The following is a 14,219-nucleotide window of genomic DNA, read 5'->3' as shown; positions in this document are numbered from 1 at the left end:
AGCACAAACCGCCTCGTCATGAGGCTTTATAATTGACCCGACTGGCCTACTTTTAAACCGGTGAATGGCCTCTTTTTATTCCGGTGTTTACATCAGGGCATTCCTGCGCTAGCCTAGCGGTCAGGCCTGCGTGTGCGCGGCATCCTGGGGCAAGGATTGACGATCTGGCCGTAGGGCGATGGAGCGGTGTGAGCGCTACGGTTGAATCTGCGGCCATGCAATTCCCGTCTGCGCGTTTGGCCGGGAAGTCGCCCGCGTGCCTATCGGGATTGCCGCGCAAAATCTCGATCGCATGAGGGGGAAACAGGTGCGCGCCCCCGTATAAGCTGCAAGAGCCGGGAAAAGCGAGCAGCGCACATGCGGGCACAGGAATTGGCAGCGCCATGGCGGGAGATTGAATTCGAATGGGACGCGCTCGCGTTGCTAATCAGGCGGACTCTGGGCACCGGCATGGTCGAACCCAGGGCCTATAACAAAGTTACTGATGACAAACTCCTGTTCTGGTCGGCGCAAGGTGACCGGAGAGCCTTCGACGAAATCATTGTTCGTCACGGTCCGTTTGTTCTAAGTGTAGCCAGCCGCATAAGCCCAAATTTTCGCGATGCTGAGGACATTGCCCAGGAGGCAATGATCAAGGTGTGGAAGCACGCTGGCCGCTTCAACCCAAAGCGCGCTCAGTTGAGAACCTGGCTTTACCAGATCGTCGTCAATCTCTGTATTGATCGCCGCCGCCGTAAAGAGCCGGAGTCCCTTCCAGACAACTTTGATGCTGTCGATCCAGGAGCCGCAGCAGACGAGATTTTGACGAGTACCGAGCGCGATGCCGCCCTCGCTGCAGCCATACGCGCATTGCCCGCGAGCCAACAGGCCGCGATGATACTCGTCTACGAGGAAGGCGTATCGGGTGCTGAGGCGGGACGTATTCTTGGGCTATCGGCCAAAGCAATAGAGCGTCTGCTTGCCCGCGCCAGAACGACACTTCGTGAGCGGCTGCTGGCAGAGCGTGATAAACAGGGAGAATAAATATGTTGAAGATCGAACGTTTTACATCTCTGGCGCGAAGTTACGGATCAAATATTGATCTCTGGCCTGTAGAGGTGCAGGCCGATGCGTTGTCTCTGCTAAAAATCTCGAAAGTGGCGCGTACCGTTCTTGCGGAGGAACGCTTGATGGATGATGTGCTCGCGGCGGCGCGCAGGCATCAAGAGATTTCCCTGTGGTCGCCGGGCGAACGCAATGCCGCCCTGGTGCGCCTGAGAACGAACGTCGCTGCGCGAATAGCGCCAGCACCATCCGGGCCGATCCCGTTCGGTGCACGACTTTTTGCGCATGTTCGCGGGCTATGGCCCGATTTGAATTGGATCGGTCTTTCCTCCGGTAGCGGAATAGCAGTGGCCGCGGGACTGTTCATCGGGATGCACTCCCCGAACTTACCCGCCTCCGGTGACCTGCTTTCCACGCTTCAGGTCGCATCGATCCCAATTTTCGCGGAATGAACAGCAATATGGTTCAGAAACAGGTTGGCACAAGAAAATGGCTGCGAATTGCTCTTCCCCTATCACTCGTTTTGAACATGTTCCTCCTCGCTTTCCTGGGGGGGCAAATGCTGCGTGCGACACCGGAGGTTCCAAAAGGTGTTGACCCTCTTGCTCGCATTCTGGCTGTTGCGGAAGCGACCCTTTCTGCTTCTGACTTCAAGTCATTCCGCCAGACTCTTCTCCAAGAAGAACCGCGATATGCGCGAGCCGTAAAGAACGTTACCCAGGCGCGGCAAGAAATGCTGAAGCAGATATCTTCTGACCAATATGATCCTGTCGCAACACTGACGGCCCTCAGTGCAACGCAGTCCGCCTGGACGGAGTTTATGGACGCAATCGGCGGTCCGTTGGTGGATGCGATAGGTCAAATCTCCCCGGAAGGAAGACGCAAGGTGCTTGGCGATCAAAATGCAAAGGGAATACTGCGTGTTCCCTAACAAGGGGCGATCCGACGGGGGCTAGACCCATCCGTTATCGCGTGATCGCCTTCTTTTTAAGAAGTTAGTGAGGACTGTGTGAAGTGCTCGCTTGCGGAAGTACGGACTGTCGCGGCAGCAGACGCACATTCCAACCCGATAAATTGAATGTATGCTTGAGGATTCCCAGCCGGATCGGCAGCGGCGGCATATCTGATCCATCCTGATAAACCTCGCCAAAATGCTCTTCCAGAAACGGCCAGACGATCGTCTGCGCCAACTGGACCAGCTCGCGCTGCATGTCCCTCCCTTAATGTCGCTCACCAGAAGATCTCAGGTCTGCATAGCAGCTCCAAAAAAATGCAGCGGGAGTGTCGCATCGGGGGGCGCGCTTCGTATCAGTAGCAATTCATCCATTTGGGGAAGCTGCTCATGATCGAAAAATACCGACCTAGACCCACCGCAGCGGCGGCGCGAACAGGGGCGGCTTGCCCCCGGCGCCGATCGATCATGGAACAGGCCTATCTTTCAGAAAGTGCTGTTGCCTCGAGCGCTTGGCAGCAGGCCGGATGGCGATTGCCGTTAGCCCGATTCCACGTTGTGGCTAAGAGAAACAGTCACGGAGATCGGCGCTCTACTCAGGATTACAGGTGACGGACGATGAGAAAGAGGAGCGGTTTTATCTGTCTCACCCTGATTCTGTTCATCGGAATATTCGGCTCGGTCAGCGCAGTTGCCCACGAGCGGGCTTCTACGATCCCTTGGGAAAACGAACCCATCGAGGCCGTTTGTTTCCCAACGGATAACGAAAGGCCGGATGCCGTGTGCGTCACTCTTTATGCCGATCAGGACGGATACGAGCTGTGCGTCGCCGACATGATGGCTTCAAGGGAGAGATGCGTCAGCAATTACCCCTCTGGCGATCCGGAAGATGAAGGCCCGGAAGACAATCGTTGGAGCGTGTTCGATCTGTAAAGGTCCGAGCGCATTCCACAGGTGCTGTTGAGTGCCCAGCACACAGGATCGATCACTTCAAAAGGAGAAATGACATGAACAGAAAAATGTGGATCACGCGTCGCTATGTGCTTGGCGCATTTGCGGCAATGTTGGTGGCCGTGATGTCCAGCCCCGCGTTGGCGGCAACGAGAGGCGCGACAGTCTCCAGCGTCAACCTGAGGGCCGGCCCGGGGACATGGTATCCAGTCGTCATGACAATGCCGCCCAGTGCAGCTTTGACCATCTATGGATGTCTCGACGCGGCCTCCTGGTGCGACGTCTCGTGGGGAGGCGCGCGCGGCTGGGTTTCTTCGAACTATGTCAGTGTTTATTATCAGGGTCAGACAGTAGCTCTTTCGCCGGCGCTCATTCCGATGATCGGATTGACCGTTGTCGCCTTCAATCAGGCTTACTGGAATACCCACTATGCCGCCCAGCCCTGGTACGGAAGCTGGAGCACGTATTATCGTACCGGGCCGGCTTACGGTGGCGCCGCGCGAGGTGGCTGCGTTGGAGCTGCATGCGGTGGTTCCGCTGTTGTTCGCGGCCCTAACGGCGGCGGCGCAGCAGTACGAGGAGTATGCGGCCCGGAACGCTGCGCCGGTGGCGCAGTCGTGCGGCAACCTGGTGGCGGACTCGAGTTCCACAGGGGCGTAATGCAGCGTTAAGACGAACCTCGTTCCGGTTCGGAGACGAACACGCGCCGGCCGTTCATATCCGGATCGCTAGCTATGACGCAAGCCAGGCCGAGGCGGATCACCGCCTCGGGATTTTCGTTCAAAAGCTGAGGACCATTCTGCCGGTGAACAAAACACCTGACAGCGGGCCATGCACATGAGGTGAACCTTGGATACTCGTGCAAATAGCCAAGCCCCGATTTCCGGTCCGTCCCAAGCGCCTCGGAGGCGGTCTTCCAATATTTGGTTGCGCGGCCTGGTGGCTTGCGTAATGGCACTCGTCCTCGCCGCCTGTGCGACAACGCCGCCACCGTCTGCAGCTCTGTCTTCGTCGGCGTTTCTGCGCCCGACCTCGGACAAGACGAAACCTTATGCCTACCGTCGTCCGGATGTGAATTTCGCAGCCTATGTAAGCATCATTATCCCACCCACAGCGATCTACGCCGGGCCGGACGCACAATTCGGCAAGATGTCGGCCACCGACCGGCAGGCACTCGCCAGCTACATGCATCAGGAGTTTTCCAAGGTCCTCGGCCGACGCCTTCAACTCGTTGCACAGCCCGGACCAGGGACGTTGCGCGCCAGGCTGACGCTGACCGGTGCAGAAGCAAGCACACCGGTGCTATCCACCGTTTCGCATGTTCTTCCGGTCGGCCTCGTCGTCAATGCGGGCGCTCAGGCCACTGGCGGTCGTGGCACATTCTCCGGCTGGGTGTCCTATGCCGTCGAGATCGAGGATGCCCAGACCGGCACCCTGCTCTACGCACATGTTGCGAGCAGGAGCGCCAACGCACTCGACATCACGGCCAATTTCGGGGGGCTCGACGCGGCGAAGGCCGGGGTGCGCTCGGCGGCGGACCAACTGGATAAGGAGCTGGCCGGCGGCACCAGATAGCTGAGGACGCCAACTGTGCCAGCCGCTTCACTCAAAGCGGCTGGAAGCGTCCTGACGTCAAAACCTAACAGACGCGGTGGGCCAGAAGTTTACCGGTTCAAAGCCGCGCAGACGATTGCAGGAGATCATACTCTGACTGGTAGTTATTCAAAGAAGCACGAACGACATGGTGCCGGCAGGTATACGCATCGGAGTCGCCTTTCCACCATTCAATTCCGCATGATTGGTCTCGGTTTGATCGGCCTGTTGCTTGCCGCATGCGACGACAACGCCAAGACAACAGCCGCGCCACCGCAATCGGTCCGTGTAGTTCACGCTGCAATGATCGAGCATCAGCGCAGCACAGGTGTCACAGGCGAGATACGAGCGCGCATACAGACCGACCTCGCTTTCCGCTCTGCCGGCAAGGTCATAGAGCGGCGGGTGGATGTCGGTTCACACGTGCATGCCGGAGATGTCCTGGCACGGATCGACGACACCGAGCAGCGCGCGGACGTGGAATCCGCTGAGGCTGGTCTTCTGGCGGCGCAAGCGACACTCAATCAAAAGAACCTCGCGTTTCAGCGCTATCAGACATTGGTGGAGACACGCGCCATCGCCCAGTCGACCTACGACCAGGCGAAGGAGGAACTGGCAACGGCAGAAGGGTCGCTGGAATCCGCCAAGGCGTCCCTGGCGATCGCTCGCGATGCACTCTCTCACACCGAACTCAAAGCCAATGCCGACGGCATCATCACGGCGCGAAGCGTCGAGGTCGGCCAGGTCGTATCAGCCGCACAAGCTGCTTTCTCGCTCGCCCATGACGGTCCGCGCGATGCGGTCTTCGATGTCTTTGAAGCATTTTTCCTGGCGGGCCCACCGGGCGACGAAGCGACCGTGGCACCGGTCTCGAATCCTGGCGGCGGTATCCCTGCAAAGGTGAGAGAGGTCGCGCCGGTCATCGATACGACGACTGGAACGATCCGCGTGAAACTGGCGCTCCCCGATGATATCCAGTGGTCCCTTGGAACTCCCGTAATAGGCACTTTTCATACGCCTCCGGACACTGCAATCACACTGCCATGGAGTGCGATGGCGTCAGACGACGGGAAGCCCGCGGTGTGGATCGTGGATGCAACAACACGAACCGTCGCGCTTCGCCCCATCACTGTCGCAAGTTACCGGGCAGGCGAGTTCACTGCTGCAAAAGGGATTTCCGCACAGGAACTTGTCGTTACGGAAGGCGGCAAGTTCCTGCGCCCCGAGCAGGTCGTGAATTGGGAGGGCGACTGACATGAAGCGTCCCTCCCCGGCCATGCTGCTCTTCATTGCGACGGTCTGCGCCTCCTCCTTGTCCTATCATTCCGCTACTGCGGAAAACGCACCGCCACGACCGGTAGTCTGGATGAACGTCGCTGCCGATCGTTCCGAAGCCATGGGTTTCGCCGGTGTGGTTCAGCCGCGCGTGGAGACTGAACTCGCCTTCCGGGTTCTTGGCCGTGTCATCGCACGGCGGGTGGAGACAGGCGACGTCGTCAGGAAGGGTGACATTCTCGCGGAGATCGACCCGCTCACGCTGCAACTCACCGTGATCAGCGCCCGGGCCGATCTCAGAAATGCGAATGCCCAGCTGGAGAATGCCGCGATCAACGAGCGACGCAAGCGCATGCTCACTGCTACCAATACGGCCAGCGCCGCCGATCTCGAACTGGCCGAGCAGGGCCTCAAATCGGCAGAGGCGAATGTCACGCAAGCGCAAGCCAATCTGGCAAAAGCCAACGAGCAGCTCGGCTATGCACGATTGGAGGCTGACTTCGACGGCGTGATCACCTCGACCTCCGTTGAAGTGGGCCAGACCGTTACAGCCGGACAGTCCGTCCTGAAACTTGCACGCCTCGATCAGCGCGATGTCGTCATCGACGTTCCTGAGGCGCAGGTTTCGTTTATCCGTTCGTCCACCCATATCGACGTAACGCTGCAACTCGACGACCGCTTGCGGACATCCGGGCAGGTACGCGAAATCGCTCCGCAGGCCGATGCAGACACCCGAACCTACAGGGTGAAGATCGCCCTGGACAAGGCGCCCGACGTCTTTCGCTTCGGTGCGGTCGTAACCGCCACATTCACAGACGGCGGGCAGGCTCACGACGTCGTGCTGCCCCGCTCGGCTATCGTCGAGAAGGACGGCGCCCCCGCCGTCTGGGTCATCGATCCGCATGCCCTGACCGTGTCGTCCCGCGCCGTTCTCCTGGATCATACCGGGCCGGAAGACCCGATGGTGCGGGTCGATTCAGGCTTGAATGCGAATGAGGGAGTTGTGGTTGCGGGCGTCAGCGAACTTCAGGAGGGACAAAAGATCAGGCTTGGACAGGAGTTGCACCCATGAAGAATTTCAACCTTTCGGACTGGGCGCTCGAACATCGTTCCTTCGTCTGGTATTTCATGATCGCCTTCGCGGTCGCCGGTATGTACGCTTATCTCAACCTCGGACGGGAGGAGGATCCGTCCTTTACCATCAAGACGATGGTGATCCAGGCCCAATGGCCGGGCGCTTCTGCCGAAGAGGTCACCCAGCAGGTCACCGATCGTATCGAGAAAAAGCTCCAGGAGCTCGACAGCCTCGATCGGACGCGCAGCCTCACGACCGCCGGCAAAACCACGATCTTCGTCGATCTTCTTCCGACGACCAAGGCACGCAATGTCCCGGCGACATGGCAGCGCATCCGCAACATGATCGGCGATATCCAGCAGCAGTTTCCGTCCGGCGTCGTCGGGCCGTTTTTCAACGATCAATTCGGCGATGTTTACGGAAATATCTTTGCCTTCACCACGGAAGGCTTGAACCAGAGGCAGTTGCGCGATCTCGTCGAGGATGCCCGCACCAAGGTCCTGACAGTGCCGAATGTCGGCAAGGTCGACATCATTGGCGCTCAGGACGAGGTGATCTATCTGGAGTTCTCCACCCGCAAGATCGCAGCGCTCGGCATCAATCAATCCGACATCGTCGAAACCCTGCAAAAGCAGAATGCCGTCACCCAGTCGGGCTTCGTCGACGCCGGGCCGGAGCGCATCGCGCTACGCGTCGGTGGCCGCTTCATCTCCGAAGATAGCCTCCGGGCGATCAACCTGCGCGTCAACGATCGCTTTTTTCCGCTGACGGATGTTGCAACCGTCAAACGTGGTTACGTCGATCCTCCCTCGTCGCTGTTCCGGTTCAACGGCAAGCCGGCGATCGGGCTTGCAATCGGAATGAAGGCCGGTGGCAATCTGCTTGAGTTTGGTCACGCTCTTGACGAGATGATGGAGCGCATCGTCCAGGATCTGCCGCTCGGCGTGTCCGTCGATCATGTCTCCGATCAACCAGCCGTGGTCGATGAAGCCGTTTCCGGCTTTACCAGAGCCCTGTTCGAGGCGGTCGCCATCGTGCTTGCCATCAGCTTCATCAGCCTTGGCCTGCGCGCCGGGCTGGTTGTGGCGATCTCCATCCCGCTGGTGCTCGCCATCACCTTCATGGTGATGCAATATTCCGGTATTTCCCTGCAGCGCATCTCGCTCGGTGCTCTCATCATCGCGCTCGGTCTTCTGGTCGACGACGCGATGATCGCCGTCGAAATGATGGTGGCCCGCCTGGAGGTCGGTGACACTCTGCGCAAGGCTGCGACCCATGTCTACATATCGACTGCCTTTCCGATGCTGACCGGCACGCTGGTCACCGTCGCAGGCTTCCTGCCGATCGGTTTCAACAACAGCAACGCCGGCGAATTCACCTTCACGCTATTCGTCGTACTCGCGGTTTCGCTGACCGTGTCCTGGATTGTCGCCGTCCTGTTCACCCCGCTGCTGGGCGTGACGATCCTGCCGAAGACGATGAAAAAGCACGAGGAGCACAAGAGCCGTATGGGCGCCGCCTTCTCATGGCTGCTTCAGCTCTGCCTTCGCTTTCGCTGGGTGACCATCATCGTAACAATTGCCGCGTTTGGTCTGTCCGTTGCCGGCATGTCGCTGGTTCAGCAGCAATTCTTTCCCGCGTCCGACCGTCCGGAGCTTATCGTCGACTGGAACCTGCCGCAAAACAGTTCTATGGCCGAGACGAGCCGGCAGATGGCGCAATTCGAGCGGGAAAAGCTCACCGGCAATCCCGATATCGATCACTGGTCGAGCTATGTCGGCAGGGGCGCCCCGCGCTTCATCCTGTCCTTCGACGTCCAGCCCGACGATCCCACCTTCGGCCAGATCGTCATCGTCTCGAAGGGTATTGAGGTCCGCGACCGGCTCAAGGCCGACCTGCAGGCCTATTTGCTGAAAACCTTCCCGGGCACCGACGCCTTCGTCAGGACACTGGACATCGGCCCGCCGGTGGGCAAGCCAATCCAGTATCGCATCTCCGGTCCCGACATTCAAAAGGTCCGCGACCTGGCGCAGAAGACGGCTGGTATCGTGATGTCGCACCCTTCCCTGACCGGCCTCGTCTTCGACTGGAACGAGCCGGCGCGCGTCGTGAAGGTCGACGTCCTTCAGGACAAGGCCCGGCAGCTCGGGGTCTCGTCCGAAGATATCGCGACCGCCCTCAACGGTGTCGTCCAGGGTGCGACCGTGACACAGGTCCGCGATGCCATCTATCTGATCAATGTTGTCGGACGGGCAGAAGCGAAGGAACGCGCCTCCATCGACAGCCTGCTCGACCTCCAGCTGCCAAACTCCAGCGGCAAATCCATCCCGCTCTCTTCCGTGGCCAGATTCGATTACGGCCTGGAACAACCGACGATCTGGCGGCGCAACAGAATACCAACGATCACGATCAAGGCGGGTGTTCGCGACAACCTGCAGCCTGCCACGATTGTCCGGCAGCTCGATCCGAAGATAGAAGAACTGAAGGCCTCTTTGGAACCGGGATACGATATTGCCATCGGCGGTACTGTCGAGGAGAGCGCCAAGTCCCAAGCGCCGATCATAAGCGTGGTGCCGGTCATGATTTTCGTCATGACAACGCTTCTGATGACGCAGCTTCAAAGCTTCCACAGGTTGTTCCTTGTCTTCTCGGTCGCTCCACTTGCGCTGATCGGCGTCGTTGGCGCGCTGGTCTTGAGCCAGGCGCCATTGGGTTTCGTCGCAATCCTCGGCGTGCTCGCCCTGATCGGTATCCTCATCCGGAACTCGGTGATCCTGATCGTCCAAATCGAAGACCTGCGCACAACAGGAATCCCGCCGTGGCAGGCCGTCGTCGAGGCGACGGAGCATCGGATGCGACCGATCATGCTGACGGCCGCCGCTGCGACCCTGGCGTTGATCCCCATCTCAAGAGAGGTGTTCTGGGGACCGATGGCCTACGCCATGATGGGCGGCATCGTCGTCGGAACCGTCCTGACCCTGCTGTTCCTTCCCGCTCTCTATGTGACCTGGTTCAGGATTCCCCGCGATGTCGAACACAATTGATTCCACGGCATCGCTGCGACGGCTTTCGTCACTGGATGCCGTTGCCGCCCGAAAAGCCTGCTTACGCAATTCACGCGCGTGGCGAAGGCGCATCATATTGTTTCCGCTCCTTCTTTCCATGCTCGGCGGCTGCGCTGGCCGGCCGGAAAATGTCCTTCAGCCCGTGGCTTTGACGACGAACGACACAAGCCGCGTCGACATGCTGGTCGCGACCACCCGAAAACCCGCCGCAGATCCCGGCGAGCTTTATTCCGGAGAGCGCGGAACGGCGATCTCGCTCAACAACCTCACCGTTTCCATCCCGCCGGATGATGGGCGGAAGATCGGGGAGGTCCAGTGGCCGAAGCGCGTGCCCCCCAACCCTGCGAAAGAGTTCGCCGTGCTCAAGGACGAGAAGGTGATCTCAGAGCAGCAGGCGCTCAACTGGTTTCGCAAGAACCGGAATGCAAAGCGGCAGGTGATCATCTTCGTGCATGGCTTCAACAACACCTATGCGGATGCCGTCTTTCGTTTTGCCCAGATCACTCATGACGCCGGAACCGATGCCGCTCCGATCCTGTTCACCTGGCCCTCCCGCGCCAGCGTTCTCGGCTATCTCTACGACAAGGAAAGCACGAACTATTCACGCCGTGCCCTGGAGGATTTGATCATCCAGGCTGCCCGCAGCCCTGACGTCGGCGATATCACCATCCTTGCCCATTCCATGGGAACATGGCTGACGGCCGAGGCTCTGCGCGGGATCGCGATGCGCGAAAAGACGATCCCGGCGAAGGTCCGCAACGTCGTGCTGGCGTCGCCCGATATCGATGTCGACGTCTTCCGCCGCCAACTCATAGAGATGGGACCGAAGCGGCCGCAGTTCACCATTTTTGCCTCGACACGCGACCGGGCGCTTGAGGTATCGAGATGGATCTCCGGCGGAGTCAACCGTGTCGGCGGTGTCGATACCACCGCTTATACCGGCGTGCTGAAGCAGCTTGGGATCACGGTGATCGATACCAGCACCGTGCGTTCCAAGGACGCCCTCGGCCACAACGCCTTTGCCGATAGCCCGGAAATCATCGGGCTCCTGGGGAAACGCCTGGCTGGTCAATCCCTCGAGGGCGGTCAGGTGACATTGGCCGATCACGTCGGGATGGCGGCAATCGGTACGGTCAATCTGGCCGGCTCCGCGGCGAGAACTGTCGTTGCAGCCCCGATGTCGGTGGTCAGCCCCGAAGCACGGAAGATCTTGCAACAGGAACTATCCGGGACATCAGGGGGCCTCGTCAATGGACAGATCGCTTACTGAACGTCAGCGAGGCTGTATCATTCGCTTTACTATGAAGGGAAATCGGCAATGAACACCATTCAGGCAACACCGGCGGCTGTTACTGTTGTTGGCAATAATCTTCTGTATTTAATGAAACACAATCGCGTCTGCATTTTCACTTGCCATCATCCAGCATGAATGGATATATGGTCGCCGGCAGTCATCGCATGATGACATGAAATTAACCTGTCGGTTCAGGGGGATGCTGGCCTTTCCCATGTCAGCCAAACTGCTGACGTATTTGGGGCGAGCTGAGGGCGGGAATATGCAGCAAGAAAAATTCATCACGACAGCCTCATTGGACGCCGGGGAAATCAATCTCATCCATCGCTACTGGTGCGCCGCCAACTATCTGTCGGTCGGCCAGATCTATCTTCTCGACAATCCGCTCCTGCGCGAACCGCTCCAGGCCCAGCATATCAAGCCGCGCCTGCTCGGCCACTGGGGCACGACGCCGGGGCTGAACTTCATCTATGCGCACCTGAACCGGGTGATCAAAGCCCGTGATCTCGACGTCATCTATATCTGTGGCCCCGGCCATGGCGGGCCGGGCATGGTGGCCAATACCTATCTGGAAGGCATCTATAGCGAGATCTATCCGGAGATCGCCGAAACGACCGACGGGATGCGAAAACTGTTCCGCCAGTTCTCCTTCCCGGGCGGCATTCCGAGCCATGCGGCGCCGGAGACGCCCGGATCGATCCACGAAGGCGGCGAGCTCGGTTATGCGCTGGTTCATGCCTATGGCGCGGCCTTCGACAACCCGGACCTGATCGTCGCCTGCGTGGTGGGTGACGGCGAGGCGGAAACCGGTCCGCTGGCAGCAAGCTGGCATTCCAACAAGTTCATCAATCCGGCCCGCGACGGTGCGGTTCTGCCGATCTTGCACCTGAACGGCTACAAGATCGCCAATCCGACTCTGCTTTCGCGCATCGGCGACGAGGACCTGAAGAAGCTGTTCGAGGGCTACGGCTACGAGCCGCTCTTCGTCGAAGGCCATGAGCCCGAGGTGATGCACCGGCTGATGGCCGGCGCGATGGACAGGGCGATGGAGCGTATCCGGGCGATCCAGGATAGGGCGCACGGCGGTGCCTCCCCTGCCGAACTGCCGCGCTGGCCGATGATCGTGCTGCGCAGCCCGAAAGGCTGGACCGGTCCGAAGGAAGTGGACGGCAAGAAGGTCGAAGGCTTCTGGCGCGCCCATCAAGTGCCGGTTTCCGGCTGCCGGGAAAATCCGGATCACCTGAAGATACTCGAAGACTGGATGCGGAGCTACGATCCGGAAGATCTGTTCACTGCCGATGGTGGGCTGAAGCCGGAACTGAAGGCGCTCGCGCCAGAAGGCGACCGGCGCATGGGCGCCAACCCGCATGCCAATGGCGGCCTCTTGCGCAAGGAACTGAAATGCCCGCCGCTCGCCGACTACGCGATCGACGTGCCGGAACCCGGCAAGACGGTGGTGCAGACGACGGAAATCCTCGGCAAGTATCTGCGCGATATCCTGACGCTCAACGACGCGGAGAAGAATTTTCGCATCTTCGGCCCGGACGAGACGGAATCGAACCGGCTGGGTGCCGTGTTCGAAGTGACCGACCGCGTCTGGATGGAGAAGATCGAACCCTTTGACGTACATCTGTCGCCCGATGGGCGGGTGATGGAAGTGCTGTCGGAGCATTTGTGCCAGGGATGGCTGGAAGGCTATCTGCTGACCGGCCGGCACGGCTTCTTCTCCTGCTACGAAGCCTTCATCCACATCATCGACAGCATGTTCAACCAGCATGCCAAGTGGCTGAAGGTGACGCGCGAGCTGGAATGGAGAAAACCGATCTCGTCGCTCAACTATCTGCTCACCTCGCATGTGTGGCGGCAGGACCACAACGGCTTCTCGCACCAGGACCCCGGCTTCGTCGACCTCGTCGCCAACAAGAAGGCCGATATCGTGCGCATCTACCTGCCGCCGGATGCCAATACGCTTCTGTGGGTGGCCAACCATTGCCTCAAGACCTGGGACCGGATCAACGTCATCGTCGCCGGCAAACAGCCGGAGCCGCAATGGCTGAACATCGAGGATGCCGCGAAACATTGCCAGGCCGGGATCGGCATCTGGGACTGGGCCGGCAATGAAGAGGATACGATCTCGCCCGACTTGGTGATGGCCTGCGCCGGCGACGTGCCGACGATGGAAACACTGGCGGCGGTCTCCATTCTGAGAGAAGCGATCCCGGACCTGAAGATTCGCGTCGTCAACGTCGTCGACCTGATGACGCTGCAGTCGAAGGACCAGCATCCGCACGGGATTACCGACGAGGACTTCGACCAGATGTTCACCACCGAGCGGCCGGTGATCTTCGCCTATCACGGCTACCCCTACCTCATCCACCGGCTGACCTATAAACGCACCAACCACCAGAACATCCATGTTCGAGGTTTCGTTGAGGAAGGCACGACCACGACGCCCTTCGACATGACGGTGCTGAACCAGCTCGACCGCTACCACCTCGCCATCGAGGCGATCGAACGCGTGCCGGGGCTGAAGGAAAAGGCCGGTCATGTGGTCGAAAGCCTGTGCGGCAAGCTGCAGGAGCATTTCACCTATGTCCGTGAACATGGCGAGGACATGCCGGAAATCAGGGATTGGACATGGCGACCCGGTTCTTAGTTTTCGGCAGTAGAACAACATCCAGTCTGTCGCTGCTCCAGAGAGTTTGCGACAGGAATTCGAGACGGTTCCCATGGTTCGTATCCTAGCCCAAGCAATTCTGTCTGCCGCAGGCGTTGTAGTGGCCCTCTTCGTTTCGAGAGACGCGGTGGGGTTTCCTGTCTATCAAATGGTCGGCGCACTGTTCTTGATCGCAGCTTTGGCCGTCATCGTCTGGTACTGCGTGTTCCACGGGATGGTGGGCACTGATTCCACCGGATGATGGGCGCGCGTTCCACGCGATCATGGGCAGCATTTCCACGGCATCGTGGGCA

Annotated in this window: 11 protein-coding genes and 1 pseudogene; 11 read left to right on the top strand and 1 reads right to left on the bottom strand. The window is 59.5% G+C overall.

What is annotated here, in order from left to right:
- Window positions 1–357 precede the first annotated feature (357 nt).
- From EV666_RS17690 to EV666_RS17680, 3 genes are read left to right on the top strand one after another with little or no spacing between them, the layout of a single operon-like run.
- Window positions 358–1,023, top strand: a complete 666-nt coding sequence (locus EV666_RS17690; protein WP_132010907.1) for a sigma-70 family RNA polymerase sigma factor — start codon at window positions 358–360, stop codon at window positions 1,021–1,023.
- A 2-nt stretch (window positions 1,024–1,025) separates the two neighbouring features.
- Window positions 1,026–1,496 (top strand): hypothetical protein, encoded by a 471-nt coding sequence (locus tag EV666_RS17685; RefSeq protein WP_097143275.1) that lies wholly within the window; start codon window positions 1,026–1,028, stop codon window positions 1,494–1,496.
- 8 nt (window positions 1,497–1,504) lie between these two features.
- Window positions 1,505–1,975, top strand: a complete 471-nt coding sequence (locus tag EV666_RS17680; RefSeq protein ID WP_097143276.1) for a periplasmic heavy metal sensor — start codon at window positions 1,505–1,507, stop codon at window positions 1,973–1,975.
- Window positions 1,976–2,111: 136 nt separating this feature from the next.
- On the opposite strand, the pseudogene EV666_RS17675 reads toward EV666_RS17680, so the two are convergent.
- Window positions 2,112–2,258 (bottom strand): annotated as a pseudogene (locus EV666_RS17675) (IS5/IS1182 family transposase); the annotation flags it as partial.
- Between the two features lie 356 nt (window positions 2,259–2,614).
- Here EV666_RS17675 and EV666_RS18725 point away from each other — a divergent pair.
- The 8 genes from EV666_RS18725 (at window position 2,615) to EV666_RS17635 (ending at window position 13,905) form a co-directional block, all read left to right on the top strand.
- Window positions 2,615–2,929: a hypothetical protein gene (locus tag EV666_RS18725; RefSeq protein WP_235824439.1), complete on the top strand. Its 315-nt coding sequence runs from the start codon at window positions 2,615–2,617 to the stop codon at window positions 2,927–2,929.
- Between the two features lie 74 nt (window positions 2,930–3,003).
- A complete protein-coding gene (locus EV666_RS17665; protein WP_097143278.1) occupies window positions 3,004–3,618 on the top strand; it encodes an SH3 domain-containing protein in 615 nt (204 codons plus the stop codon).
- Window positions 3,619–3,898: 280 nt separating this feature from the next.
- On the top strand, window positions 3,899–4,522 hold the full coding sequence (locus EV666_RS17660) for a DUF3313 domain-containing protein (protein WP_245514509.1): 624 nt from the start codon (window positions 3,899–3,901) through the stop codon (window positions 4,520–4,522).
- A 219-nt stretch (window positions 4,523–4,741) separates the two neighbouring features.
- Complete coding sequence (locus tag EV666_RS17655) at window positions 4,742–5,794, top strand: efflux RND transporter periplasmic adaptor subunit (protein ID WP_097143279.1); 1,053 nt, start codon at window positions 4,742–4,744, stop codon at window positions 5,792–5,794.
- Between the two features lies 1 nt (window position 5,795).
- Entirely contained in the window at window positions 5,796–6,887 is a 1,092-nt protein-coding gene (locus EV666_RS17650; protein ID WP_235824441.1) for an efflux RND transporter periplasmic adaptor subunit, read from the top strand.
- Entirely contained in the window at window positions 6,884–9,934 is a 3,051-nt protein-coding gene (locus EV666_RS17645; protein ID WP_097143280.1) for an efflux RND transporter permease subunit, read from the top strand. The genes EV666_RS17650 and EV666_RS17645 overlap by 4 nt, the downstream gene beginning before the upstream one ends.
- 118 nt (window positions 9,935–10,052) lie before the next feature.
- Window positions 10,053–11,225 carry an alpha/beta hydrolase gene (locus EV666_RS17640; RefSeq protein ID WP_097143296.1) on the top strand — a complete coding sequence of 391 codons (1,173 nt, stop codon included), beginning with the start codon at window positions 10,053–10,055 and terminating at the stop codon, window positions 11,223–11,225.
- A gap of 286 nt (window positions 11,226–11,511) precedes the next feature.
- Window positions 11,512–13,905, top strand: a complete 2,394-nt coding sequence (locus EV666_RS17635) for a phosphoketolase family protein (protein WP_132010909.1) — start codon at window positions 11,512–11,514, stop codon at window positions 13,903–13,905.
- The last annotated feature ends 314 nt before the right edge of the window (window positions 13,906–14,219 follow it).

It is taken from the genome of Camelimonas lactis, assembly GCF_004342915.1.
GTDB lineage: Bacteria > Pseudomonadota > Alphaproteobacteria > Rhizobiales > Beijerinckiaceae > Camelimonas > Camelimonas lactis.
Note: the sequence above shows the minus strand (reverse complement) of the source record. Positions and strands in the feature narration are given on the sequence as shown.